This window comes from Pseudomonas sp. LS-2, from assembly GCF_003605735.1.
Lineage (GTDB): Bacteria > Pseudomonadota > Gammaproteobacteria > Pseudomonadales > Pseudomonadaceae > Aquipseudomonas.
In genome coordinates this window covers 197,962-224,239 of record NZ_QXTJ01000026.1, presented here as the reverse complement: position 1 = coordinate 224,239, position 26,278 = coordinate 197,962, and the positions used below count along the sequence as shown (strand labels likewise).

16 protein-coding genes and 1 pseudogene are annotated in these 26,278 nt (G+C 61.2%); 10 read left to right on the top strand and 7 right to left on the bottom strand.

Going from position 1 to position 26,278, the window contains the following annotated elements:
- Positions 1-9: 9 nt before the first annotated feature.
- From D3M70_RS15810 to D3M70_RS15785, 5 genes are all read right to left on the bottom strand, one after another.
- Positions 10-1,617, bottom strand: a complete 1,608-nt coding sequence (locus tag D3M70_RS15810) for a carboxyl transferase domain-containing protein (RefSeq protein WP_120126660.1) — start codon at positions 1,615-1,617, stop codon at positions 10-12.
- Between the two features lie 16 nt (positions 1,618-1,633).
- Positions 1,634-2,797 carry an isovaleryl-CoA dehydrogenase gene (locus D3M70_RS15805; RefSeq protein WP_120126659.1) on the bottom strand — a complete coding sequence of 388 codons (1,164 nt, stop codon included), beginning with the start codon at positions 2,795-2,797 and terminating at the stop codon, positions 1,634-1,636.
- Between the two features lie 696 nt (positions 2,798-3,493).
- On the bottom strand, positions 3,494-4,393 hold the full coding sequence (locus D3M70_RS15795; RefSeq protein WP_120126658.1) for a hydroxymethylglutaryl-CoA lyase: 900 nt from the start codon (positions 4,391-4,393) through the stop codon (positions 3,494-3,496).
- 52 nt (positions 4,394-4,445) lie between these two features.
- On the bottom strand, positions 4,446-4,829 hold the full coding sequence (locus D3M70_RS15790) for a MerR family DNA-binding transcriptional regulator (RefSeq protein WP_120126657.1): 384 nt from the start codon (positions 4,827-4,829) through the stop codon (positions 4,446-4,448).
- Positions 4,830-5,077: 248 nt separating this feature from the next.
- Positions 5,078-6,025, bottom strand: a complete 948-nt coding sequence (locus D3M70_RS15785; RefSeq protein WP_120126656.1) for a LysR family transcriptional regulator — start codon at positions 6,023-6,025, stop codon at positions 5,078-5,080.
- 192 nt (positions 6,026-6,217) lie between these two features.
- On the opposite strand from D3M70_RS15785, the gene D3M70_RS15780 reads away from it, so the two are divergent.
- A complete protein-coding gene (locus D3M70_RS15780; RefSeq protein ID WP_120126655.1) occupies positions 6,218-7,450 on the top strand; it encodes an acyl-CoA dehydrogenase in 1,233 nt (410 codons plus the stop codon).
- A 152-nt stretch (positions 7,451-7,602) separates the two neighbouring features.
- Here D3M70_RS15780 and D3M70_RS15775 read toward each other — a convergent pair whose 3' ends face one another.
- Both D3M70_RS15775 and xthA read right to left on the bottom strand, forming a co-directional pair.
- Positions 7,603-8,958 carry a substrate-binding domain-containing protein gene (locus D3M70_RS15775; RefSeq protein ID WP_120126654.1) on the bottom strand — a complete coding sequence of 452 codons (1,356 nt, stop codon included), beginning with the start codon at positions 8,956-8,958 and terminating at the stop codon, positions 7,603-7,605.
- A gap of 194 nt (positions 8,959-9,152) precedes the next feature.
- On the bottom strand, positions 9,153-9,965 hold the full coding sequence (xthA, locus tag D3M70_RS15770; RefSeq protein ID WP_120126653.1) for an exodeoxyribonuclease III: 813 nt from the start codon (positions 9,963-9,965) through the stop codon (positions 9,153-9,155).
- A 213-nt stretch (positions 9,966-10,178) separates the two neighbouring features.
- Between xthA and D3M70_RS15765 the strand changes: the two genes are divergently transcribed.
- From D3M70_RS15765 to D3M70_RS15730, 9 genes and pseudogenes are all read left to right on the top strand, one after another.
- A complete protein-coding gene (locus D3M70_RS15765; protein WP_120126652.1) occupies positions 10,179-10,829 on the top strand; it encodes an N-acetyltransferase in 651 nt (216 codons plus the stop codon).
- Between the two features lie 67 nt (positions 10,830-10,896).
- Positions 10,897-12,328: pseudogene (locus tag D3M70_RS15760) on the top strand (autotransporter assembly complex family protein); the annotation flags it as partial.
- A 1-nt stretch (position 12,329) separates the two neighbouring features.
- Positions 12,330-12,584, top strand: a 255-nt coding sequence (locus tag D3M70_RS33265) for a BamA/TamA family outer membrane protein (RefSeq protein ID WP_256659866.1), incomplete at its 5' end; no start/stop codon positions are given.
- A gap of 41 nt (positions 12,585-12,625) precedes the next feature.
- Entirely contained in the window at positions 12,626-16,273 is a 3,648-nt protein-coding gene (locus D3M70_RS15755) for a translocation/assembly module TamB domain-containing protein (RefSeq protein ID WP_120126838.1), read from the top strand.
- A gap of 254 nt (positions 16,274-16,527) precedes the next feature.
- Positions 16,528-17,028 (top strand): thiol peroxidase, encoded by a 501-nt coding sequence (gene tpx, locus D3M70_RS15750; protein WP_120126651.1) that lies wholly within the window; start codon positions 16,528-16,530, stop codon positions 17,026-17,028.
- A 194-nt stretch (positions 17,029-17,222) separates the two neighbouring features.
- Positions 17,223-18,557 carry an MdtA/MuxA family multidrug efflux RND transporter periplasmic adaptor subunit gene (locus D3M70_RS15745; RefSeq protein ID WP_120126837.1) on the top strand — a complete coding sequence of 445 codons (1,335 nt, stop codon included), beginning with the start codon at positions 17,223-17,225 and terminating at the stop codon, positions 18,555-18,557.
- On the top strand, positions 18,554-21,664 hold the full coding sequence (locus tag D3M70_RS15740) for an MdtB/MuxB family multidrug efflux RND transporter permease subunit (RefSeq protein ID WP_120126650.1): 3,111 nt from the start codon (positions 18,554-18,556) through the stop codon (positions 21,662-21,664). Before D3M70_RS15745 ends, D3M70_RS15740 begins: the two co-directional genes overlap by 4 nt.
- A complete protein-coding gene (locus D3M70_RS15735; protein ID WP_120126649.1) occupies positions 21,661-24,768 on the top strand; it encodes an efflux RND transporter permease subunit in 3,108 nt (1,035 codons plus the stop codon). The genes D3M70_RS15740 and D3M70_RS15735 overlap by 4 nt, the downstream gene beginning before the upstream one ends.
- Positions 24,765-26,255 carry an efflux transporter outer membrane subunit gene (locus D3M70_RS15730; protein WP_120126648.1) on the top strand — a complete coding sequence of 497 codons (1,491 nt, stop codon included), beginning with the start codon at positions 24,765-24,767 and terminating at the stop codon, positions 26,253-26,255. The genes D3M70_RS15735 and D3M70_RS15730 overlap by 4 nt, the downstream gene beginning before the upstream one ends.
- Positions 26,256-26,278: the final 23 nt, after the last annotated feature.

The following is a 26,278-nucleotide window of genomic DNA, read 5'->3' as shown; positions in this document are numbered from 1 at the left end:
TTTCCTCGGTCACATCCGGAACACGCCGAAGCGGGTCGGTTCGATGGGCGCGTTGAGTGCGGCGCTGATCGCCAATGCCAGCACCTCGCGGGTTTGCGCCGGGTCGATCACACCGTCGTCCCATAAACGGGCGCTGGAGTAGTAGGGGTGACCCTGGTGCTCGTATTGATCGAGAATCGGCTGCTTGAGCGCAGCTTCCTGCTCGGCGCTGAAGGTATGGCCGCTGCGTTCGGCCTGCTCGCGCTTGACTTGCGCCAGCACGCCCGCTGCCTGTTCGCCGCCCATGACGCCGATACGTGCGTTGGGCCACATCCACAGAAAGCGCGGGTCATAGGCGCGCCCGCACATCCCGTAGTTTCCGGCACCGAAGCTGCCACCGATGATCACCGTGAACTTGGGGACGCGCGCGCAGGCCACGGCGGTGACCAGCTTGGCACCGTGCTTGGCGATGCCGCCCGCCTCGTACTTCTGACCCACCATGAAGCCAGTGATGTTCTGCAGGAACAGCAGCGGAATCCCGCGCTGACAGGCCAGTTCGATGAAGTGCGCGCCTTTCTGCGCGGCCTCGGCGAACAGAATGCCGTTGTTGGCGAGAATCGCGATGGGGTAACCGTTCAGGTGCGCGAAGCCGCAGACCAGCGTCGTGCCAAACAGGGCCTTGAACTCATCGAACACTGACCCGTCGACCAGCCTCGCAATCACTTCCCGCACGTCGAACGGCTGCTTGGGATCAGCGCAAATGACGCCGTACAGCTCTTCAGGCGAGTAGAGCGGGGCGATGGGCTCGCGTGTCTGTAGCTCGCCCAGCTTGCGCCAGTTCAGGTTAGCCACGCTGCGACGCGCCAGTGCAAGGGCATGTTCGTCGCTGTCGGCATAGTGATCGGCAACGCCTGAAACCTTGCAGTGCACATCGGCACCGCCCAGCTCTTCGGCAGTGACCACTTCGCCCGTGGCTGCTTTCACTAACGGAGGGCCTGCGAGGAAAATCGTCGCCTGTTGGCGCACCATGATTGCCTCGTCGGCCATCGCCGGGACATAGGCGCCGCCGGCCGTGCACGAACCCATCACTACCGCTATCTGCGGGATGCCCTGGGCGCTCATGTTCGCCTGATTGAAAAAGATCCGGCCAAAATGCTCGCGGTCGGGGAACACCTCGTCCTGGCGAGGCAGGTTGGCGCCACCCGAGTCCACCAGATAGATGCACGGCAGGCGGTTCTGCTGGGCGATGGTCTGCGCCCGCAGGTGTTTCTTGACGGTGAGCGGGTAGTAAGTGCCCCCTTTGACCGTGGCGTCGTTGGCAATGATCATGCATTCAACGCCTTCGACCCGACCAATGCCGGCAATCACACCGGCTGCCGGAACGTCCTCGCCATAAACGTCATGGGCCGCCAACTGGCTGATTTCCAGAAACGGCGAGCCTGGGTCCAGTAAGCGGTTGATGCGGTCCCGGGGTAACAACTTGCCTCGCGAGGTGTGGCGGTCCTGCGCTTTGGCGCCGCCGCCCTCATGAACCTGTGCCAACAACTGGCGCAGATGATCGACCTGTTTTTGCAGGCTGGCGCTGTTGGCAGAAAATTCCGCCGAGCGCGGATTGATGCGGGTGTGCAAGGTAGTCATGCGGCCTCCGGCGCTGTCAGCGGGTTTCGTTGAACAGTTCGCGACCGATCAGCATGCGACGAATCTCGCTGGTGCCAGCGCCGATTTCGTACAGCTTGGCGTCGCGCAGCAGACGGCCTGCCGGAAACTCGTTGATGTAGCCGTTGCCGCCAAGAATCTGAATGGTGTCCAGCGCCATCTGGGTGGCACGCTCGGCGGAATACAGAATCACCCCGGCGGCGTCCTTGCGCGTGGTTTCGCCGCGCTCACAGGCTTGGGCCACGGCGTACAGGTAGGCGCGGCTGGCGTTGAGCTGGGTATACATGTCGGCGACCTTGCCCTGGATCAGCTGAAACTCGCCAATGCTCTGGCCGAACTGCTTGCGGTCGTGGATGTAGGGCAGAACCACGTCCATGCAGGCCTGCATGATCCCGGTAGGGCCGCCGGAAAGCACGACGCGTTCATAGTCCAGGCCGCTCATCAGCACCTTGACGCCACCATTGAGTGTGCCGAGGAGGTTCTCTTCCGGAACTTCTACATCGTCGAAGAACAGCTCGCAGGTGTTGGAGCCGCGCATGCCCAGCTTGTCGAACTTGTTGCCCCGCGAGAAACCTTTCCAGTCGCGCTCGACGATGAACGCGCTGATGCCGTGAGGACCTTTTTCCAGATCGGTCTTGGCGTAGATCACGTAGGTATTGGCGTCGGGTCCGTTGGTGATCCAGGTCTTGCTGCCGTTGAGCACGAAGCGGTCACCGCGTTTGTCCGCGCGCAGCTTCATCGAGACCACATCGGAGCCGGCATTCGGCTCGCTCATGGCCAGTGCGCCTATGTGCTCGCCGCTGATCAGCCTGGGCAGATAACGGGCCTTCTGTTCAGGATTGCCGTTGCGGTTGATCTGGTTGACGCAGAGGTTGGAGTGCGCGCCGTAGGACAGCGCCACCGAAGCCGAGCCCCGGCTGATCTCTTCCATGGCCACCACGTGGGCCAGATAGCCCAGTCCGGCACCGCCATATTGTTCATCGACCGTGATACCCAGCAGGCCCATCTCGCCGAACTTGCGCCACATGTCGGCGGGAAACAGGTTGTCCTGGTCGATCTGCGCGGCGCGTGGGGCGAGTTCCGCAGCGACGAAGGCCTGCACCTGATCGCGCAGCATGTCGAGGGTCTCGCCTAGACCGAAATTGAGCGTGGGGTAGTTCATGAGCCTGCGTTCCCTTGTTGTTTTTAGAGGGGAGGTCAGATGGCAACAATCTGTGTTACCTTTACGTTAACGTAAACCTGCGGGCGTCAGAATGTCAATGTCAGGACTGTGCTGATGGAGAGTAGAGAAGGGGGATTTCCGAACGCCAGACAGCACGAAGGGGAGCCAAGGCTCCCCTCCAAGTTCAGTTGCATGCTCTTTTTTATTTTTAGGCGGCCTGTTGTTGTTTTTGGTGGCCCTACCTTTTTTGCTTTTTGAGCGACCCCCATTCGGGGTCAAGAGCAAACGTATTTTTTTGAGCGCTGATGCTGCTTCGATCTTGCGATTCAACCGGGCCTTGCGCTACCTGAAGGTAGTTTTATTGTTCTCTGCCTGGTCCAGAGGCCTGCGCCTCACAAAGCGATCCACTCCAAAAAAATCAGTTAGCTGCGTCTCTGTCCGTGTTGTTCTTGTTATGTCAGAGCCGATTCGTCTTGTTTTTATTGGTTTGCTGCCATTTGTTATTTTTGTTGTACGTAAGACATAGCAGAAGCCATGCCAACTTTTCTCGATCTTGCTGAAGGCCCGGAAGACGGGGCTTTGCGCAAAAACCTGAAATCGCGGTGCTGCTTGATCCGTGATCAGGTGTTTCCGTGTTACCCGTTTCTTTCCCTCCATTGCCCACAAGGGTAACACTGTGTGACAAGTTGTCGCACATCAGCCCGACAAACGCGCCTTCGCCACCCGCGATCCATTGGAACGGCCCAGCACGTCACTGATCCGTTGACCCGCCGCAATCAGCTTGTCGAGATCGACTCCGGTGTCGATCCCCAGGCCATTGAGCATGTACAGCACATCCTCGCTGGCAACATTGCCACTGGCGCCTTTTGCATAGGGGCAGCCGCCGAGGCCCGCGACAGAGCTGTCGAACACTTGAATGCCTTCCTCCAGGCCGGCGTAGATGTTGACCAGCGCCTGTCCGTAGGTGTCGTGAAAGTGCCCGGCGAGCCTGCCACGGGGAATCTGTCCGGCCACCGTGTTGAACAGCTCACGGGTCGCGCCCGGCGTGCCCGTACCGATGGTGTCTCCCAGTGACACTTCGTAACAGCCCATGGCGAACAGCTCATTGGCGACGGCTGCCACCTGTTTGGCCGGGACCACGCCTTCGTAGGGGCAACCCAGCACGCATGAAACGTAACCACGCACCCGGACACCGTGCAGCCGGGCAGCTTCCATGATCGGCAGAAAACGATCCAGGCTTTCACTGATCGAGCAATTGATATTGCGCTGCGAGAACGCTTCGGAGGCGGCCGCGAACACCGCGATTTCCTCGGCCCTGGCAGCCAGCGCATCTTCAAAACCGCGAAGGTTCGGTGCCAGTGCTGCGTAAGTGACGCCGGCCTTGCGTTCGATGGCGGCAAACACATCCCCTGATCCGGCCATTTGCGGCACCCACTTGGGCGATACGAAACTGCCGACCTCGATGTACCCCAGGCCAGCGTCCGACAGATCGTTCACCAGCCTCACCTTGTCGGCGACGCAGATCGGTACAGATTCGTTTTGCAGCCCGTCACGGGGACCGACTTCAACCAGGCGAACGCGTTGGGGGAGCGACATGATGAGGGCAGTCCTTTCTTGAACGTTTCTAGGAAGTTCGTTTAACGATCTGTCAGTCAACGGAATTGCCCAGTGCGAGCTTGCACCGTTCTTCGGCAGTATCCAGTTCCATTTGCATCTGCTGAATGTCCAGCAACTGCTGATCCAGTTGCGCGCGACGCTCGGCAATCTTCCCCAGCATCGTGGTCAGTTGCTTCTGGTTACCGCCGCTGGGGTCGTAGAGCCCAATCAGGTCGCGGCATTCGGCGAGGGAGAAACCGATGCGTTTGCCCCGCAGGATCAGCTTGAGGGTGACTTTGTCGCGGGCCGAATAGATCCGCTCCAGGCCGCGCCGCTCCGGGCTGAGCATGCCTTGTTCTTCATAAAAACGGATGGTGCGAGTGGTGATGTCCAGCTCGCGGGCGAGGTCGGAAATGCTGTAGGTCAGGTTGCTCATGGACGTGCTCGTAGTAGTCGTGCTTCCGGCGAACGTACGGCTACCTTGACGTTAACGTCAAGGTCGCAAGCGAGCAAACGTCTCCCGATTTGCAGTCATGCTTGAGGCGTTCGTGAAATCGCAACTGCCAGCAAGCCGGACTGATACAGATGCGCGGGGTGACGCGGGTTCCATGATCGTTCCTCGAAACCACCTGAAGTGTGACTAGAAAGCACATGAGGTATTTCGCGTAAATTCAAATAGAACAATTACCTGACTACGGCCTCAAGTTCTTTCTCCAGCTTGCGTTCCTGCGCCACCACCAACTGGCACAGTTCGATGATCTGTTCGCGCATCCAGCGATTCGCAGGATCCTGATCAGTGCTCTCGTGCCAGTACAGATGGGTCTCCACGGTCGGCACGTCATTGACCGGCAAATGAACGAAGTGCAGATCGTTGCGTCGGGCGAAGCGTTCCGGGACGGTCATCACCATGTCGGTCTGTTGCAACACCTGTGACGCCATCAGATAGTGCTGAGAGCGCAGGGCGATCTTGCGCTGGATACCCATTTTTCCCAGCGCCAGATCCACATACCCCAATCCGCTGCGGCGACTGGAAATATGGATGTGCGCCACCGACAGGTAATCGTCCAGGCTGATGCGCGCCTTCGGCGCCAGCGGGTGGCCTTTGCGCATCGCACAGACGTAGTTGTCCTCCATGAGCTTGACGTGGCGCACCTGGGGATCGGTGTTGAGCGGCGCATCCACGGCGAAATCCAGCCGGCCGGCGGCCAGTTCCTTGGTGGTTTCCCGACGCTTGGACAGAAAACTTTCGATGGTCACGGCAGGCGCAAGGCGGCGAAGACGCTGGAACAGCGCCGGCAGAATGATCGCCTCGGTGAGGTCGGTCATGCTGATGCGGTAGTTCTTGTTGGCCTGGAGGGGGGTGAAGATCCGGCTTTCCTGGACCGACACCCGCAGCAGCGACAAGGCGTTGCGCACCGGCCCGATGATGTTCTGCGCCATCGGCGTAGGCACCATGCCTTGGGCGGTCCGTACGAACAGCGGGTCGTTGAAGGTTTCCCGCAGTCGGGCCAGGGCGTTGGACACAGCGGGCTGGGTGATGCCGACGATCTGACCGGCACGGGTCAGGTTGGCTTCGGTATAGATGGCGTCAAAGACAATAAAGAGGTTGAGATCGACCTTGCTCAGGTTCATTGCTGTGCGCCTCACGCTGCTTTTGTTATTGGGCTGTGATTCGGACCTGACTTGGTACGGACGTTCAGGAACGGAGTGATCATATATCGGTTATGAATGTTTATACACGCCGAGAATAGGTTAGATAAATACAGGGCCCTGATCTAGCATCCCGTCATGACTTGAAATCACCTCATAGAAGGTAGCTGCCCGATGGATTTCGCTTACTCCCCGAAGGTTCAGGAACTGCGCGAGCGCGTCACTGCGTTTATGGACACCTACGTGTACCCGGCCGAGCCGGTCTTCGAGCGCCAGGTCGCCGAAGGGGACCGCTGGCAGCCGACCGCGATCATGGAAGAGCTGAAGGCGCGCGCCAAGGCCGAAGGGCTGTGGAACCTGTTTCTACCCGAGTCCGAGCTGGGCGCAGGCCTGACCAACCTTGAATACGCGCCACTGGCCGAGATCATGGGCCGTTCGCTGCTGGGGCCGGAGCCGTTCAACTGCTCGGCGCCTGATACCGGAAACATGGAAGTGCTGGTGCGTTACGCCAGCGAAGGTCAGAAACAGCAGTGGCTCGAACCTTTGCTGCGTGGCGAGATTCGCTCGGCGTTCGCCATGACCGAACCGGACGTCGCCTCGTCGGACGCCACCAATATGGCCGCCCGTGCCGTTCGTGACGGTGATGAGTGGGTCATCAACGGTCGCAAGTGGTGGACATCCGGCGCCTGCGATCCGCGCTGCAAGATCATGATTTTCATGGGCCTCAGCAATCCCGATGGTCCACGCCACCAACAGCATTCGATGATTCTGGTGCCTACCGACGCGCCCGGCGTGAAAATCGTGCGTCCCCTACCGGTGTTCGGTTACGACGACGCTCCCCATGGGCATGCCGAAGTGCTGTTCGAGAACGTGCGGGTCCCGTACGAAAACGTCCTGCTGGGAGAAGGGCGTGGCTTCGAGATTGCCCAGGGACGCCTCGGCCCTGGCCGGATTCATCACTGCATGCGTTCGATCGGCATGGCGGAACGGGCGCTGGAATTGATGTGCAAGCGTTCGGTGCAGCGCACGGCATTCGGTCGCCCGTTGGCGCGCCTTGGCGGCAATATCGACAAGATTGCCGATTCGCGGATGGAAATCGACATGGCGCGGCTGCTCACCCTCAAAGCCGCTTACATGATGGATACTGCGGGCAACAAAGTGGCGAAGAGCGAGATTGCCCAGATCAAGGTGGTCGCACCCAACGTTGCGCTCCGGGTGATCGATCGGGCGATCCAGATCCACGGCGGTGCAGGTGTTTCCGGCGACTTCCCGCTGGCGTACATGTACGCAATGCAGCGTACGCTGCGCCTGGCCGACGGCCCGGATGAAGTGCACCGTGCGGCCATCGGTAAATATGAAGTGGGTAAGTACGTGCCCAAAGAGCTGATGCGCAGTGAGCATCGTTGAGTCATTGGCAATGACACCCGGTAGCCGTGCTCCTGCTTTTGATTCTGGCCGAAAGCCGTGGGAGCCGGCTTGCTGGCGAAAGCGTAAGGCCCGTTACATCGATGTCGAATGCCTCACCCGTTCGCCAGCACGCCGGCACACGTATCCCAACGCTACTCCACCCACACCTCGACGCGTCGATTCTTGATCCGGCCTTCGTCGACATCATTGGTTGCCACGGGCATCTCGTCGCCAAAACCGCGCACATCATGCAGGACAACCTGGCTTTTCAGCAGCTCTCGGCGCACAGCCATGGCGCGCAGTTTCGACAGCAGCTGCGCCCGCGCAGGGTCGCTTTTCGCATCGCCAAAACCCACCAGCGTGACTTTCTGATCGAGCTTGTCATGGGCTTTGAGGTAATCGACCACCCGTTTGAGGTCCAGCCGGGCTTTGGTGTCCAGTGAAGCGCTGCCCTGTGCGAACCGGAAGTTCACCGACAGTCGCTCGGCCTCTCGAGTCAGGTTCTGATACTCCAGGGGCATCTGTGACGTAGGCCGGACTTTGACGGCCTGAATCGTCTGGGCGACGAATCCGTTCTGCGCAACGATGGACTGGCCCTGCGGGCTCTGGGCAAACCGGACCAGCGCCTTGGCCCAACGCTGTCCGGATTCGGGGGGTAGATAGAAATAGAGTCGGCGGGACAAGGGATAGTCTTCGGTGGCGATCAGGCTGACGCTGGGCAACATGGCCTTCGATTCACCGTCGATGATCGCCACGGCTTTCGCTTTGCGCACGTAGGGCAGGCCGATGAAGCCGATGCCCTGGCGGTCGTTGCTGACCTCATCGGACAGCCCTTCGCTGGACTCGAAGCGACGGGCATCGCGGGCCAGGCCTTTGTCGAATCGGGCCAGCACCAGTTCATTGAAGGTGTCGAACGTACCGGATTGCTGATCGCGAGCATAAAGGTGAATGGCGCCGCCCGTACCGCCCAGTTGCTCCCAGTCATGGATCTCGCCGCAGAAGATCCTCGCCAACTGATTGATGCTCAGTTCTCGTACCGGGTTGGAGGGGTGCAGGATCACCGCGACGCCGTCAATGGCGATCACCTGCTCGGCGTTCTGGCTGCGCAGGTCACCCAAGGCTGCCAGATCGCTGACTTCACTGTTCTTGATAGGCCGTGAAGACGCGGCCAGATCGGCTTGACCTGCTTTCAGCGCCGTGAATCCGGTGCTCGACCCGTGCGCCGCGATCTCGACACTGAGGGTCTGACCGGAAGGCATTTGCCCAACCACACGGATTTCGTTAGAGCGCGTTCCCGATTGCTGTTGGACGTTCTGCGCGCCTTGCTGAGTCAGCAGGCCGACGACCAGCGCCGGGCCGAGCTGCGCACCGATGGTATTGGAACCCTGGATTCGCAATGCGGGCAGATTATCGGACGGCAAGGGCAGGGCAGTTGCCTGTGCTCCCAGCGAAAAAGCGCCAGACAGCGCTGCTGCAAAAACGAAACGAAAAAATCGGCTGCGCTGCATGTGCGGCATCGTCCAGGGGCCAAGGGTGGCCGGAGAATAAGACAGATGCGTTACGCCGATATGACAGGCCGGTGCGGGCGCCGGCGCTGGTTTCCAGATCGTAAACCCTGTAGCAGTCCGGCTTGCCGGCGGCAGCGGTCGCGTAACCGCTACTTGCCGGCAAGCCGTGCTGCTCCAAAGCTCACTGGAGTGATTCAGCTCAACTCAAGCCAGATCGGCGCGTGATCCGACGGTTTTTCCATCCCGCGCAGATCATAATCCACGCCCGCCGCCTTGATGCGCGGTTGCAGGCCGTGAGACGCCAGGATCAGGTCGATGCGCAGACCACGCTTGGGCTGGTCCTCAAAACCACGGCTGCGGTAATCGAACCAACTGAACTGGTCGACCACTTCCGGATATAGATGACGGAAGCTGTCCACCAGGCCCCAGTTCTTCAGCTTGGCCATCCACTCGCGCTCTTCGGGCAGGAAACTGCACTTGCCGGTCTTGAGCCAGCGTTTGGCATTGTCAGGGCCAATGCCGATGTCGCTGTCCTCCGGCGAGATGTTCACGTCGCCCATCACCACCAGCGGCTGGTCGTTGCTGAACCGGGTTTCCAGCAGTTGCTGAAGGTCGGCGTAAAACCGGGTCTTGGCCGGGAACTTGGTAGGGTGGTCGCGACTTTCGCCCTGAGGGAAATAGCCGTTCATGATCGTCACCGGCGTGCCGTTGCGATCAGCGAACGTGCCCCAGATGAAACGGCGCTGGGCTTCCTCGTCGTCGGTGTCGAAACCTTTGTGCAGCGACAGCGGCGGCAGACGCGACAGCAGCGCAACGCCGTAATGGCCTTTCTGACCATGGAAATGTACGTGGTAGCCCAGCGCTTCGATGTCTGCCTGGGGGAATTGGTCGTCCGAGACCTTGGTTTCCTGCAGACCGATGACGTCAGGCTGGTGTTTTTCAATCAGCGCTGCCAACTGATGGGGGCGGGCGCGCAGGCCGTTGATGTTGAAAGACACAATTTTCATAGACGGCAGTCCTGGCAAAAAACAAACAGCGATGCTAGCCGACCTGTCTGCCAACGGCCAGCACCATAGCGGCATCTCGAAACGGACGGGCTGCTACGCTGTGACAAATGCCTGAAAAATCGCCGGAACTGTCGTCAGAGCCCACGACTCGAACGCTTGACACTGCGAACCCGTCCCACCGAGGCGGGTCGTCATCGAAAGGGACACCATCACATGCCTGAATCAACGACTGCATTGGCCGACATTCGCCAACTGGACAGCGGATATTCCCGAGAGGCCCGCTCTCTGTTGTATCAGGCCTACCGCCACGAACCGAGCTTCGGCTATCTGTTCGAATCCGGTCGCACCGGCTACGAGCAGCGGGTGCGCGCGACGATTCGCGGACTGGTGAAGCAGCACTTTTTGCAGGACCTCCCGGCACTGGGCCTGTTCGTCGAGGACCGTCTGGTGGGCGTTGCACTGATCGCGCCACCTCAGCGCCGTTTGGGCATCACCGAAAGCTGGGCGTGGCGTTTGCGGATGGTCATGGGCACCGGTCTGCGCTGCACCCAACGCTATCTGGAGTACTACAACGCGGTGCTGGCGTGCCTGCCGAGCGACGCGGTTCATGTCCTGCCGCTGCTGGGGATTCATCCGGATTTTCAGGGGCGTCACTACGGCGAGCAACTGTTACAGGCGCTGCACGACTGGTGCGCGGTCGATGAGAACTCACAGGGCATCGTGCTGGACACGGGCAATGGTCATTATCTTGAGTTCTACAAGCGACAGGGGTACGAGGAAATCGGTGAAGTTGCCGTAGGACCCATCCGGGAGCACGTATTTTTCCACCCCAACCCTCAGGTTTCATTGGGCTCCATGGCTTGATCGCGGGTCATCTCTCCATTTTTGCGGGTTCCAGCAGCACCCGCCGCTCGTGTTAGCATCCGCGCCTATGAAGTTTCCCGGTCGATTTACCAGCGGTTTTCTCCTGATGTTTTCCAGTTGTGCGGCGTTCGCCGATGCCCAGCTGGACGTGCGGATCAAACCTTCCAACTCCGAGCTCAAATCCAACATTGAAGGGTACGTGGGCGATCTTGGCGAGCGCGACGAACAGGCGCTAGAGCGTTTCAGCGTGGGCGCTGTCGAGCAGGCGCAAAAAGCCGCCCAGGCGTTGGGCTACTACCAGGCGCAGATCGACAGTGAAGTCGAGCGCAGGGACAAGGACCTGCACCTGGTGCTCAACGTCCAGCCTGGTGAGCCGGTGCACCTGCGCAAGGTGACGGTCCGGATCGACGGGCCCGCCAGCCAGCTCAAGGCGTTCAGGGTGCCGAAGAGCGACGCGCTCAAGTCCGGCGCCGTGCTCAACCACGGACATTACGAAGACGCCAAGCGCCTGATACAGAATCAGGCCGCGCGTTATGGTTTTTTCCAGGGGCGCTTTGTCACTCAACGTCTTTCGGTTGATCCCCGTGCCGGTGTCGCCGACATCGAACTGGTCTATGACAGCGGGCCACGTTTTTCTCTGGGCAAGGTGTCGTTCAGCGGCGATTCTCCTTTCGATGAGGACCTACTGCGGCGCATGGTGCCATTCAAGGAGGATACGCCCTACGACTCGGAGCTGATCGCCGAGCTGAATCAGGCCATGCAGTCCAGCGGGTATTTCGAAGGTGTACGCGTGGATGCGTCGCCCACCGATGCACAGGGCCAGGTCATTCCGGTCAACGTTCAACTGGAAACCCGCAAGCCCCGCACCATGGGCCTGGGGCTGGGGTATTCCACCGACGTTGGCCCTCGCGTCAAGGCCAACTGGACGCGGCACTGGGTCAACCCCCAGGGCCACAGTTATGGCGTGGAATCCGAGCTATCCGCACCTCGGCAGAACGTCGGGCTGTTTTACGACATTCCGCTGGACCCGCCGCTGACCGACAAGCTGCGTTTCGCTGGCGGTTATCAATACGAAGAAATAGCTGACACTGACAGCCTGAGTAAATTGCTCACCGTGGGCCCGGAGTGGCACAGCAAATTGCCCAGTGGCTGGGAGCGCGTCATTTCCCTGAAGTGGCAACGCGAAGAATACCGCCTTGGCGATGACGCAGGCTTGAGCACGCTGTTGATGCCTGGCATCAGCTACTCCTATCTGCGCAGCGACAACCGCATCGACCCGCACAATGGTTACCGCTTGCAGTTCGACACTCAAGTGGCGAAAGAAGGGCTGGGCTCGGACGCCAACGTCGTGCATGGCACGGCATTGGTGAAAGGCTTGACGACCATCGCGCAGAACCATCGTTTTCTGGGGCGTATTCAGGTCGGTGGCACCGCTACCAACGGCTACAAATCCATCCCGCCCTCGCTGCGCTTCTTCGCCGGTGGCGATCAGAGCGTGCNGACAAGATCGGGGGTCGCTACATGGTTGCTGGCAGCGCCGAATATCAATATTCGATCGCTGAGAAGTGGCGAATCGCGGCGTTCGTCGACGAAGGCAATTCATTCAACTCGCTGGACCTTCCGAACCTGAAGACAGGCGTCGGTATCGGTATTCGCTGGGTTTCACCCGTCGGCCCGCTGCGCCTGGATCTGGCACACGCACTGGACGACGACGGCGGTATTCGTCTGCACTTCTCGATGGGACCTGAACTGTGACGCGTACGGCACTGTTTAAACGTGGCGCACTCATTGTCGCCATGGCTCTTTTAACCCTCGTTCTGCTGATTGCCGTAGCCATTGGCCTGGTGCTGGGCACCCAATCCGGCAGTCGCTGGGCGCTGGAACGGGTGCCGGGCCTGCACCTGGAGAACTTCTCCGGTCATCTCGGCGGCGGATGGCAGGCCGATTCGCTGGTCTGGCAACAGGGTGAAAGCAAGGTCCAGGTCCAAGCGCCGGTGTTCGAGTGGTCGCCGTCGTGCCTGACCCGCATGACGCTGTGCATCGACACCTTGCAGGCGGGTGACATTCGCTTGCAGTTCCCGCCCTCCAGTGGCGCAGCCAGTAGCGGCCCGATCACGCTGCCTGATCTCAAGCTGCCGCTGGCCATCGAACTGGGCCAGGTGCAGATCGGCAGTCTGCACCTGGACGGCAGCGAGCAGGTGCGCGACCTGCAACTGGCCGCACACTGGACTGCCGACGGTTTGAAGATCGATTCGGTTCATGCCCGGCGTGACGACATCGTTGTTGACCTCAGCGGTTTGCTCAAGCCCGCTGCCGACTGGCCGCTGACGGCCCAGGGCCAGGTCAAACTGCCGGATGTGAGCGGCCAGCCGTTGTCCCTGACCTTGAACGTTCAAGGCGATCTGCTCAAGACCCTCACGCTCAACGGGCAAACCAGCGGTTACATCGACGCGAAGCTGGTGGGTGAGTTGCAACCGCTGGTGGAGAATCTCCCTGCGCAAATCGCGATCACCAGCGACCGGTTCAAGGCCAGCGCCAATCTACCGGATACCCTCCAGGTCAACACACTGACCCTGAACGCCAAGGGCGACCTGGCACAGGGTTACGCGATTCTCGGCAATGCCAGTTTGCCCGCCGAACAGGGGCCAGTGACGCTGGCACTGCAAGGGCGAGTCGATGCAAAGGGCGCGCAAGTGACCACGCTTGATCTGACCGCCAGCGCCGAGCAACGGCTCAAACTCAGTGGCACGGTCGACTGGCAGAAAGGCCTGAGAGCCGAGGCGAAGATCGACTGGCTGGACTTCCCGTGGCATCGCCTGTACCCGGTGATCGACGAGCCACAGGTCAGTGTTCATGCCTTCAATGGCGAGGTGTCTTACACGGACGGCAAGTACCTGGGCAACTTCGCGGGAGACTTCAAAGGCCCTGCGGGTCCGTTCAGCCTGACAAGCCCTTTCAGCGGCGATCTGCAGCAGATTTTCCTGCCGCAGCTGGAGCTTGTCGCGGGGCAGGGCAAGGCCAGCGGTCACCTGAATGTGCAGTTCGCCGATGGCGTTGCGTGGGACACTGCGCTGGATCTGAGTGCCATCGATCCGTCGTTCTGGGTCGCGGAGCTGCCGGGTTCTCTGGCAGGTCCCTTGCGCAGCAAAGGTGCGTTCAAGAACGAGCAGTTGAATCTGAATGCCGATCTGGACCTCAAGGGGCGGTTGCGCGGTCAGCCGGCGGTGTTGCAGGCCAAGGCCGACGGCGCGGGGGACAAGTGGAACGTCAGTGCCTTGCAGATTCGCCTGGGCGACAACCGCATCGACGGTACCGGCAGCTTGCAACAGAAACTTGCCGGGCAACTGGACCTCAATCTGCCGCGTCTGGGTCAGTTGTGGCCGCGACTGCAAGGCCAGGTCAAGGGCCGCGTGGATCTGGCGGGAACGCTCCAGGCGCCCCAGGGGCAGTTGGCGTTGCAAGGCAATCAGCTCGCCTACGAAACCAACAAGCTGCAAAGCCTGAACCTGACCGCGAAACTGGACAACGCTCAACGCGCCGCCATCGACCTGAAGACCCGGGGCATTCAGGTGGGCGATACGGCGCTGGGCGCGCTGACGGTCAATGGTCAGGGCGATATCAAACGTCAGCAGGTCAAACTCGATCTGCAAGGGCCGCTGCTCAAGCTGGCCCTGGCGCTGGACGGTAATCTGGACAAAGGCAACTGGCGCGGTCGTCTTGCCAGTGGCGATATCCAGACCGGGGGCCAGGACTGGAAGCTTCAGCAGCCGGCCAAGCTCGAGCGTCTGGCCGATGGCAAGATCAATTTCGGCGCACACTGCTGGATGTCGGGGCCTGCAAGCCTGTGCGGCGAGGATCAACGGCTGATGCCCGACCCGCGCCTGCGTTACCACCTCAAGCAATTCCCGCTGGAAAGTCTTGCGCAATGGCTGCCCAAAGACTTCGCCTGGAAAGGCGCCCTCAATGCCGATGTTCAACTGGACATTCCGGCTGCGGGCCCCAATGGCCAAGTGGTGATCGATGCCAGTGGCGGCACCTTGCGGGTCAAGGAAAAGAACCAGTGGCTTGATTTTCCTTACCAGATGCTGAAGCTGACCAGTAGCCTGACGCCGAAGAAAGTCGACACCGCCCTGGATTTTCGTGGCGGCAAACTCGGCGATCTGCTGGCGCGACTGAGCATCGATCCTCTGGCGAAGAACAAGACCGTCAATGGTGATTTCAACCTCAGTGGCCTGGATATTTCCGTGGCGCGCCCATTCGTGCCCATGATCGAAAAGCTCAATGGCAAGCTCAATGGCAGTGGCCGGATATCGGGTGGATTGCTGGCGCCGCAGGTCAACGGCAACGTGGCATTGAGCGACGGCGAGGTGTCCGGGCCGGAGCTGCCGGTCAGCCTGGAAAAGCTCAGCGTACAGGCCTTGATTGCCGGCGAGAACGTGCAGCTCAAAGGCAACTGGAACAGCGGCCCTACAGGTCAGGGCAGCATCGGCGGGCACATTGCGTGGGCCGAGGCCCTGGATGTCGATGTCAGCCTGCAAGGCTCGCATCTGCCGATCACGGTCGAACCCTATGCCAAGCTCGAGGCTGCGCCGGATCTGAAAATCACCCTCAAAGGGGAACGACTGGCCGTTTCCGGCAAGGTCTTGATCCCCAAAGGCGAGATCACGGTTCGCCAGTTGCCACCCTCAACGGTCAAGGTTTCCGACGATACGGTGATCGTCGGCGCGCAGACGGAGCAGGGTAAGCCGCCGATGGCGATCGCCATGGACGTCAACGTCGAAGTCGGGCAGGAGAAACTCAGTTTCAGTGGCTTCGGCCTGACCGCCAATCTCGCGGGGCATGTGCACATTGGCGACAACCTCGACACCCGTGGCGAACTCAATCTCAACGATGGTCGCTACCGGGCGTACGGGCAACGCCTGACCATTCGCAAGGCCCGGTTGTTGTTCGCCGGTCCCGTGGATCAGCCGTATCTGGACATCGAAGCGATTCGCCAGACCGACGACGTGATCGCCGGCATACGCCTGAGCGGCAGTGCAGAGCAGCCGACGACCACGGTCTTTTCGGAGCCTGCCATGAGCCAGGAACAGGCGCTTTCCTATCTGGTACTGGGTCGTCCGTTGGCCACCACTGGTGAGGACAACAACATGATGGCTCAGGCCGCGCTGGCCCTCGGGCTGGCAGGCAGTTCGTCCACCGCGGGCAAGCTGGCGTCGGGCCTGGGAATCAAGGACTTCGATCTCGACACGTCCGGCAGTGGCGACAAGACCGCGGTTGTTGCCAGCGGCAAGATCACTGACAAGCTCAGTCTGCGTTACGGCGTGGGGGTGTTCGAACCTGCCAACACCATTGCCCTGCGTTATCTGCTGAGCAAGAAGGTGTACCTGGAGGCAGCGAGTGGCGTGGCGAGTTCGCTGGATATTTTCTACAAGCGGGATTTCTAGTGCTATGAGCAAATTACTGTCGGAGCGCGGTTGCCCGCGATTGCGATCTGCGCCCACCGTTATCGGTGGCTGACACAACGCGATCGCGGGCAAGCGCGCTCCTACAGGGGTTATGCTCTCGGCCAGAGACTCAACCGAGGGCCGGGATCCGGAGCTGCAGCTGACAACAAATTCATGTATACCCGTAGGTCACCAAGCGGTTTCGTGGTTAACTTCCAGTCTTTTCCAGCAACCTCAGAATAAGGACTCAGCTCATGGCTCAAGTGACTCGTAGAGGCTCCCCGGTACACATCAGCGGCGAACTGCCGAAGGTCGGCAGCAAGGCGCCCGCTTTCAAACTGGTCGGTGGCGATCTGTCTGACGTGACACTGGAAACCTTCGCCGGCAAACGCAAGGTGCTGAACATCTTCCCAAGCGTCGATACCCCGACCTGCGCCACCTCTGTGCGCAAATTCAACGCCCAGGCCAGCGAGCTGAACAACGCCGTGGTGCTGTGCATCTCCGCTGACCTGCCGTTCGCCCAGGCGCGCTTCTGCGGCGCTGAAGGCCTGGAAAACGTGAAGAACCTGTCGACCATGCGTGGCGCTGATTTCATGGAAACCTACGGTGTGGCCATCGCGGACGGCCCGATGGTCGGCCTGACCACCCGCGCAGTCGTGGTCCTGGACGAAAACGACAACGTCCTGCACAGCGAGCTGGTTCCGGAAATCGGCCAGGAGCCGAACTACGACGCCGCACTGGCAGTGCTCAAGTAAGTTGTCCGTTGCGTATTGCCGAACACCTCGCTGTAATACATCGCAACACAAGGCGGCCTGACTCGATCAGGCCGTTTTCATTTGCAGGTCAGCACCTTACCAAAGTAAGCACTAGGTAAATTGCCGGTAAAGGCCCTTTGCTTGGCACGTATCTATGCTTATTGTTCAGCCTCCCGAAGACGCTCACGCGCACACTGGTTGACTTATTCATGCAATCGTCTGGTTCCCGTAACTCCCGTCGCTGGCTGATTAGCCTGTTGGTTCTCTTGATTGTCGCAGGCGTCTGCTGGCGCTTCTGGCCGGCCTCGACGCCAAAAACCGATGCCACGGCGCAGCAGAGCGAGGAGGCGCACAAGGGCCTGACCCGTTCGGGCAAGCCTGCCAAGCGTCCCGGTTTCGGTGGGTCCACCGGCCCGGTTCCAGTGCGGGTAGCGCCAGCGACCACCGGGGACTTCCCGATCTACTACAAGGCGCTGGGCACCGTCACCGCAATGAACACCATCAACGTCCGTAGCCGGGTGGCGGGCGAACTGGTCAAGATCAATTTCCAGGAAGGCCAGCAGGTCAAGGCCGGCGATCTGCTGGCGGTGATCGACCCACGCAGCTACCAGATCGCCCTGCAACAGGCTGAAGGCACGCTGATGCAGAACCAGGCGCTGCTCAAGAATGCGCAGATCGACGTACAGCGTTATCGGGACCTGTACAAGGAAGACAGCATCGCCAAGCAGACCCTGGACACCGCCGAATCGCTGGTCGGTCAGTATCAGGGCACGATCAAGACCAATCAGGCGGCGGTGGGCGACGCCAGACTCAACCTCGACTTCACCCAGATTCGTGCGCCGATTTCCGGTCGCATCGGCCTGCGCCAACTGGACGTCGGCAACCTGGTCGCCGCCAACGACACCACCGCGCTGGTGATCATCACCCAGACCAAACCGATCACGGTCAATTTCACGCTGCCTGAGAAAGACCTGGCCGACGTACTTGGGCACTACCGCAACGGCGACAAACTGCCGGTGGAAGCCTGGGACCGGGGTGACGTGAAACTGCAGGCCAAGGGCGTGCTGGCGAGCATCGACAACCAGATCGACATCACCACCGGCACTCTGAAGTTCAAGGCGCGCTTTGATAACGATAACGAAGCGCTGTTCCCCAATCAGTTCGTTAACGCGCGCCTGCTCGCCAACACCTTGAAGAATGTCGTGCTGATTCCGTCGGCAGCGGTGCAGTTCGGCGTCAACGGCACCTTCGTCTATGCGTTGGACGGCGACAAGAAAGTGCGAATCCGTCAGTTGAAGACCGGGCCGAGCGATGAAAACTCCACGGTCATTACCGAAGGCCTTGCCGCCGGCGACCGCGTGGTGCTGGAAGGCACCGACCGGCTTAAGGACGGCAGCGACGTGGAAGTGGTCAACGACAGCAAGGACGTACCGGTGACGCCGGGCGGCAAGTTGCAGGGGCAACCGGCCAAGGACAAGGAAAGCGGTGAGTCGGCCGAGGCCGCCACCACGAAGAAAGGCAACGTATGAACCTGTCACGCCTGTTCATCCTCAGGCCCGTCGCCACCACGCTGAGCATGCTGGCCATCGTGTTGGCCGGCCTGATCGCCTACACCTTGCTGCCGGTGTCGGCATTGCCGCAGGTGGACTATCCGACCATCCGGGTCATGACCCTGTACCCCGGTGCCAGTCCGCAAGTGATGACCAGTGCCGTGACCGCGCCGCTGGAGCGCCAGTTCGGGCAGATGCCGGGCCTGACGCAGATGGCGTCCACCAGTTCCGGTGGTGCCTCGGTGATCACGCTGCGTTTCAGCCTGGACATCAACATGGATGTCGCCGAGCAGGAAGTGCAGGCCGCGATCAATGGCGCGACCAACCTGTTGCCGAGCGATTTGCCCGCGCCGCCGACTTACAACAAGGTCAACCCGGCCGATACGCCGGTGCTGACCCTGGCGATCACCTCCAAGACCATGCTGCTGCCCAAGCTCAATGACCTGGTCGACACGCGCATGGCGCAGAAGATCGCCCAGATCAGCGGCGTCGGCATGGTCAGCATCGCCGGTGGTCAGCGTCAGGCGGTGCGGATCAAGGTCAATCCCGATGCGCTGGCGGCCAACGGCCTGAACCTGTCGGACGTTCGCACGCTGGTCAACGCCTCCAACGTCAACACGCCCAAGGGTAACTTCGATGGCCCGACCCGAGTCTCGATGCTCGACGCCAATGATCAACTCAAATCCCCCGAGGAGTACGCCAACCTGATTCTGGCCTACGCCAACGGTGGCCCGTTGCGGCTCAAGGACGTGGCGCAGATCGTCGACGGCGCGGAAAACGAGCGTCTGGCGGCCTGGGCCAACGAAAACCAGGCGGTGCTGCTGAACATTCAGCGCCAGCCCGGCGCCAACGTCATCGACGTGGTCGACCGGATCAAGGCCTTGCTGCCGAGCATCACCGACAACCTGCCTGCCGGCCTGGACGTCGTGGTCCTGACCGACCGCACGCAGACCATTCGCGCCTCGGTCAGCGACGTGCAGCACGAGCTGCTGATTTCCATCGTGCTGGTGGTGTTGGTGACCTTTCTGTTTCTGCGTCGCCTCAGCGCCACGATCATTCCTTCGATTGCCGTGCCGCTGTCGCTGGTGGGCACCTTCGGCGTGATGTACCTGGCCGGCTTCTCGGTCAACAACCTGACGCTGATGGCCATGACCATTGCCACCGGTTTCGTGGTGGACGATGCGATCGTCATGCTGGAGAACATTTCCCGGCATCTGGAGGAGGGCGAGACCCCCTTGCAGGCGGCGCTCAAAGGCGCCCGGCAAATCGGTTTCACCCTGATCTCGCTGACCATCTCGTTGATCGCGGTATTGATTCCGTTGCTGTTCATGGCGGACGTGGTCGGACGATTGTTCCGCGAGTTCGCCATCACGCTGGCGGTGGCGATCCTGATTTCGCTGGTGGTGTCCCTGACGCTGACGCCGATGATGTGCGCGCGGCTGCTCAAGCGCGAACCCAAGGAAGAGGAGCAGGGCCGTTTCTATCGCGCCAGCGGTGCCTGGATCGACTGGCTGATCGCGTCCTACGGCCGCAAGCTGCAATGGGTGCTCAAGCATCAACCGCTGACCCTGCTGATCGCCATCGCCACGCTGGGTGTCACGGTGTTGCTGTACCTGGCCGTGCCGAAAGGCTTCTTCCCGGTGCAGGACACGGGCGTGATTCAGGGCATATCCGAAGCGCCGCAGTCGGTCTCGTTCGCCTCCATGAGCGAGCGGCAGCAGGCGCTGGCGAAGATCATTCTGCAAGACCCTGCGGTGGCGAGCCTGTCGTCCTACATCGGCGTCGACGGGGATAACGCCACGCTCAACAGCGGGCGCATGCTGATCAACCTCAAGCCACACAGTCAACGGGATCTGACCGCGACGCAGGTGATCCAGCGCATTCAGCCTCAGGTGGATCAACTGTCCGACATTCGTCTGTTCATGCAGCCGGTGCAGGACCTGACCATCGAAGACCGCGTCAGCCGCACCCAATACCAGTTCAGCATGTCTTCGCCGGATGCCGAGCTGTTGAGCCTGTGGAGCGGCAAACTGGTGGATGCCCTGGCCGAGCGCCCGGAACTGACCGACGTCGCCAGCGATCTGCAAGACAAGGGATTGCAGGTGTACCTGAATATCGACCGCGATGCCGCCAGCCGACTGGGTGTCACGGTCGCCAATATCACCGATGCCCTGTACGACGCTTTCGGCCAGCGGCAGATTTCCACGATCTACACCCAGGCCAGCCAGTACCGCGTGGTGCTCCAGGCGGCGGCCGGTAATGACTTGGGCCCGCAGGCGCTGGAGCAGATTCACGTCAAGACCGCCGATGGCGGACAGGTCAAACTGTCGAGTCTGGCCCGCGTCGAGCAGCGTCAGGCGCAACTGGCGATTGCCCATATCGGCCAGTTCCCGGCGGTGATGATGTCGTTCAACCTGGCGCCCGGCGTGGCGTTGGGACAGGCGGTGGAAGTCATCGAGCAGGTGCAGAAGGACATCGGCATGCCGATTGGCGTGCAGACCCAGTTCCAGGGCGCCGCCGAAGCGTTTCAGGCGTCGCTGTCAAGCACGTTGCTGCTGGTGCTCGCCGCCGTGGTGACGATGTACATCGTGCTGGGCGTGCTGTACGAAAGCTACATTCACCCGATCACCATTCTCTCGACCTTGCCGTCGGCGGCCATCGGCGCCTTGCTGGCGCTGATTCTCAGCGGCAACGATCTGGGCATGATCGCCATCATCGGCATCATCCTGCTGATCGGTATCGTCAAGAAGAACGCGATCATGATGATCGACTTCGCGCTGGACGCAGAGCGTAATCGGGGCGTGGATCCAGAGACGGCGATCTACGAAGCGGCGCTGTTGCGTTTCCGGCCGATCCTGATGACCACGCTGGCGGCCCTGTTCGGTGCCATTCCGTTGATGTTCGCCACAGGCTCCGGCGCCGAACTGCGCCAGCCGCTGGGTCTGGTGATGGTGGGCGGCCTGCTGGTAAGTCAAGTGCTGACGCTGTTCACCACGCCCGTCATCTATCTGTACTTCGATCGTCTTGGCCGTCGCTGGAAACGCAAACCGGCCGCGCCAGCCCCGCTGGAACAGGCCGACGCATGAACCTCTCGGCCCCCTTCATCCGCAGACCCGTCGCAACCATGCTGCTGAGCCTGGCAATCATGCTGCTGGGCGGCATGAGCTTCGGCCTGTTGCCGGTCTCGCCGCTGCCGAACATGGACTTCCCGGTGATCGTGGTCACGGCTTCGTTGCCCGGCGCCAGTCCGGAAATCATGGCGTCGAGCGTGGCGACACCGCTGGAGCGGTCCCTGGGCACCATCGCCGGGGTCAACACCATGACCAGCCGTTCGAGTCAGGGCACCACGCGGGTGATTCTGCAGTTCGACATGGACCGCGACATCAACGGCGCGGCGCGGGAGGTGCAGGCGGCGATCAATGCCTCGCGCAACCTGCTGCCCAGCGGGATGCGCAGCATGCCGACGTACAAGAAGGTCAACCCGTCGCAGGCACCGATCATGGTCCTGTCGCTGACCTCGGACGTGCTGGAAAAGGGCCAGTTGTACGACTTGGCCTCGACCATCCTGTCCCAGAGCCTGTCCCAGGTGAATGGTGTGGGCGAAGTGCAGATCGGCGGCAGTTCGCTGCCGGCGGTGCGGGTCGAGCTGGAGCCCAAGCTGCTGGATCAGTACGGCGTGTCGCTGGATGAGGTGCGCACCACCATCTCCAACTCCAACGTGCGCCGGCCCAAGGGGTTCGTCGAAAGTGCCGAACACAACTGGCAGGTGCAGGCCAACGATCAACTGGAGAAGGCCAAGGATTACGAGCCGTTGATCATCCGCTACCAGAACGGTGCGGCGCTGCGGCTCAAGGACGTGGCCAGGGTCAAGGATTCGGTGGAGGACCGCTACAACAGCGGCTTCTTCAACGAGAAGTCGGCGGTGCTGCTGGTGATCAACCGTCAGGCCGGGGCCAACATCATCGAAACCGTGGCGGCGATCAAGGCGCAGTTGCCAGCGCTGCAAGCCGTGCTGCCCTCCAGCGTCAAGCTGGATCTGGCGATGGACCGCTCGCCGGTGATCAAGGCCACGCTGCACGAAGCGGAGATGACCCTGCTGATTGCCGTGGTGCTGGTGATCATCGTGGTGTTCCTCTTCCTCGGCAATTTCCGCGCCTCGCTGATTCCGACCCTGGCGGTGCCCGTGTCGCTGGTGGGCACGTTCGCCATCATGTACCTGTTCGGATTTTCGCTGAACAACCTGTCGCTGATGGCGCTGATTCTCGCCACCGGCCTGGTGGTGGACGACGCCATCGTCGTGCTCGAGAACATCTCCCGGCACATCGACGAAGGTGTGCCACCGATGCAGGCGGCGTATCGGGGTGCGCAGGAAGTGGGCTTCACGCTGCTGTCGATGAACGTGTCGCTGGTGGCGGTGTTCATTTCGATCCTGTTCATGGGCGGGCTGGTGGAAAGTCTGTTCCGCGAGTTCTCCATCACCCTGTCGGCGTCGATTGTCGTGTCGCTGGTGGTCTCGCTGACATTGACCCCGATGCTCTGTGCCCGCTGGCTCAAACCCCATGTGCCCGGCACGGAGAACCGTTTGCAGCGCTGGAGCCAGCGTGTCAACGACCGCATGGTCGCCGGTTATGATCGGACACTGGTCTGGGCGTTGCGTCATCGGCGCCTGACCATTCTGACGTTGCTGCTGACCATCGGCGTCAACATCGCGCTGTACGTGGTGGTCCCGAAAACCTTCCTGCCGCAGCAGGACACCGGCCAGTTGATGGGCTTCGTGCGCGGCGACGACGGCCTGTCGTTCTCGGTGATGCAGCCGAAGATGGACGTGTTCCGTACGGCAATCCTCAAGGACCCTGCGGTGGAAAGCGTGGCCGGCTTCATCGGTGGCAACGGCGGTACGGGCAACGCCTTCATCATCGTGCGTCTGAAACCCATCTCCGAGCGCAAGATCGGCGCCGAGCAAGTGGTCGAGCGGCTGCGCAAGGAAATGCCGCAAGTGCCGGGCGGGCGCCTGTTCCTGCAACCCGACCAGGACCTGCAACTGGGGGGAGGCCGTGAGCAGACCAGTTCGCAGTATCAGTACATCCTGCAAAGTGGCGACCTGGAGAGCCTGCGTCTGTGGTACCCGAAGGTCGTCGCTGCGCTCAAATCGCTCAAGGAACTGACCGCCATCGACGCCCATGACGGCGGGGGCACCCAACAGGTGACGCTGATCGTCGACCGTGACGCCGCCAAGCGTCTGGGCATCGACATGAACATGGTCACCACGGTGCTGAACAACGCCTACAGCCAGCGTCAGGTCTCGACCATTTACGACCCGCTGAACCAGTATCAGGTGGTGATGGAGGTCAATCCCAAGTACGCGCTGGACCCGATCACCCTGGAACAGGTGCAGGTGATCACCGCCGACGGTGCGCGAGTGCCGCTGTCGACCATCGCCCATTACGAGCGCAGTCTGGAAGACGACCGGGTCAACCACGAAGGTCAGTTCGCGTCCGACAACGTGTCCTTCGATCTGGCCGACGGCGTCACTCTGGATCAGGCCACGGCCGCCATCGAGCGCGCGGTCGCTGCCGTCGGCCTGCCGGAGGACGTGATCGCCAAAATGGCCGGCACTGCCGATGCATTCGCCGCGACTCAGAAGAGCCAGCCGTGGATGATTCTCGGCGCGCTGGTGGCGGTGTACCTGGTGCTCGGGATTCTCTATGAAAGCTACATTCACCCGCTGACCATTCTCTCGACGCTGCCGTCGGCCGGTGTCGGTGCGCTGTTGAGCATTTATCTCACGGGCGGGCAGTTCAGCCTGATCTCGCTGCTGGGGTTGTTTTTGTTGATCGGCGTGGTCAAAAAGAACGCCATTCTGATGATCGACCTGGCGCTGCAACTCGAGCGCGGCAGCGGCATGTCGCCGCTCGAATCGATCCGCCAAGCCTGTCTGCAGCGCCTGCGGCCGATTTTGATGACCACGCTGGCGGCGATTCTCGGCGCGGTGCCGTTGCTGCTCAGCAGCGCCGAAGGTGCCGAAATGCGCCGTCCGTTGGGCCTGACCATCATCGGCGGCCTGATCCTCAGCCAGATTCTCACGCTCTACACCACCCCCGTGGTTTACCTTTACCTCGACCGTCTGCGTCATCGCGTCAACAAATGGCGCGGCGTGCGCACGGATGCTGCCCTGGAAACTCCGCTATGACCCATCGCCCGAACGCTTCTGTACCGCAGCGGAACCTGCCTTTTCGGCGCACCTTCGGCATTGCGCTGTGCGCGCTGATGCTCAGTGCCTGCGCGGTCGGCCCGGACTATAAAAAGCCGGACGTCACCACGCCCGCGCACTTCAAGCAGGCCGAGGGCTGGACCCAGGCCAACCCGAGCGACGCCATCGCCCGTGGCGCCTGGTGGGAAATCTATGGCGATGCGCAGTTGAACGGGCTGGTGGAAAAACTCAACACCTCCAACCAGACGGTCGCCCAGTACGAAGCCCAATACCGGCAAGCGGCGGCACTGGTGCGCAGTGCTCGCGGCGCTTTCTTTCCAACCCTCGATCTGACCACCAGCAAGAACCGGTCGAGTCAGGGCACCGGCAGCAGCAACTCCAGCCTGAGCAGTTCCAGCAGCGGGATTCGCGACACGTACAACGCGCAGTTGGGGGTGAGCTGGGAGGCCGATGTCTGGGGCAAGCTGCGTCGCGGTCTGGAAGCCGACAAGGCCAGCGCCCAGGCCAGTCTGGCCGACCTGGCCTCGATGCAGTTGAGCCTGCAATCGCAACTGGTGCAGAACTACCTGCAATTGCGGGTGATCGACGAGCAGAAGCGTTTGCTGGAAGCGACCGTGGACACCTACGAGCGCTCGCTCAAGCTGACTCAGAACCAGTACCGCGCAGGGATTTCCGGGCGTGACGCCATCGCCCAGGCGCAGACCCAACTAAAAAGCACCCAGGCCGACCTGATCGATCTGGCCTGGCAGCGGGCGCAGTTCGAAAGCGCAATCGCGGTATTGATGGGGCAGCCGCCGGCCGATTTCAGCCTGGCGCCGACCACCCGCATCCCGGCGCTGCCGCAGATTCCGGTGCAGTTGCCGTCGCAACTGCTCGAACGTCGCCCTGACATCGCCGCCGCGGAGCGTTCGGTGATGTCCGCCAACGCCAACATCGGCGTCGCCAAGGCTGCGTATTACCCGGACCTGACCCTGAGCATGAATGGTGGCTACAGCAGCAGTACCTTCAGTAACTGGATCACGCTGCCGAACCGCTTCTGGTCGGTGGGGCCGCAACTGGCCATGACCCTGTTCGACGGTGGTCAGCGCGCTGCCGAGGTCGATCGCACCGAAGCGGTCTACGACCAGACCGTGGCGCAATACCGGCAGACGGTGCTCGACGGTTTCAAGGAAGTCGAGGATTACATGGCGCAATTGCGCGTGTACGAGCAGGAAGCCGGGGTGCGTAAAGAGGCACTGGATGCGGCCCGCGACTCGTTGCGTCTGACCAGTAACCAGTACAAAGCCGGATTGATTGGCTATCTTGATGTGGTAAACGTGCAAACCACAGCGTTGAGTAATGAACGTAGCGTGCTGACACTGTTGCAAAGCCGACTGATTGCCAGCGTTCAATTGATCGCGGCATTGGGTGGCGGCTGGAATGCCGAGACCGGTCTGACGCGTGAACCCGAGATGTCCAGACGCTGATCATGGGTAAAGGCTCATTGCCA

What these genes read in the sequence shown, in the direction of transcription:
- D3M70_RS15795 (WP_120126658.1), bottom strand. Translation starts at nt 4,393, where the DNA reads ATGTCGCTCCCCCAACGCGTTCGCCTGGTTGAAGTCGGTCCCCGTGAC.
- D3M70_RS15775 (WP_120126654.1), bottom strand. Translation starts at nt 8,958, where the DNA reads ATGCAGCGCAGCCGATTTTTTCGTTTCGTTTTTGCAGCAGCGCTGTCT.
- D3M70_RS15805 (WP_120126659.1), bottom strand. Translation starts at nt 2,797, where the DNA reads ATGAACTACCCCACGCTCAATTTCGGTCTAGGCGAGACCCTCGACATG.
- D3M70_RS15740 (WP_120126650.1), top strand. Translation starts at nt 18,554, where the DNA reads ATGAACCTGTCACGCCTGTTCATCCTCAGGCCCGTCGCCACCACGCTG.
- D3M70_RS15780 (WP_120126655.1), top strand. Translation starts at nt 6,218, where the DNA reads ATGGATTTCGCTTACTCCCCGAAGGTTCAGGAACTGCGCGAGCGCGTC.
- D3M70_RS15755 (WP_120126838.1), top strand. Translation starts at nt 12,626, where the DNA reads ATGGCTCTTTTAACCCTCGTTCTGCTGATTGCCGTAGCCATTGGCCTG.
- D3M70_RS15730 (WP_120126648.1), top strand. Translation starts at nt 24,765, where the DNA reads ATGACCCATCGCCCGAACGCTTCTGTACCGCAGCGGAACCTGCCTTTT.
- tpx (WP_120126651.1), top strand. Translation starts at nt 16,528, where the DNA reads ATGGCTCAAGTGACTCGTAGAGGCTCCCCGGTACACATCAGCGGCGAA.
- D3M70_RS15765 (WP_120126652.1), top strand. Translation starts at nt 10,179, where the DNA reads ATGCCTGAATCAACGACTGCATTGGCCGACATTCGCCAACTGGACAGC.
- D3M70_RS15735 (WP_120126649.1), top strand. Translation starts at nt 21,661, where the DNA reads ATGAACCTCTCGGCCCCCTTCATCCGCAGACCCGTCGCAACCATGCTG.
- xthA (WP_120126653.1), bottom strand. Translation starts at nt 9,965, where the DNA reads ATGAAAATTGTGTCTTTCAACATCAACGGCCTGCGCGCCCGCCCCCAT.
- D3M70_RS15785 (WP_120126656.1), bottom strand. Translation starts at nt 6,025, where the DNA reads ATGAACCTGAGCAAGGTCGATCTCAACCTCTTTATTGTCTTTGACGCC.
- D3M70_RS15810 (WP_120126660.1), bottom strand. Translation starts at nt 1,617, where the DNA reads ATGACTACCTTGCACACCCGCATCAATCCGCGCTCGGCGGAATTTTCT.
- D3M70_RS15790 (WP_120126657.1), bottom strand. Translation starts at nt 4,829, where the DNA reads ATGAGCAACCTGACCTACAGCATTTCCGACCTCGCCCGCGAGCTGGAC.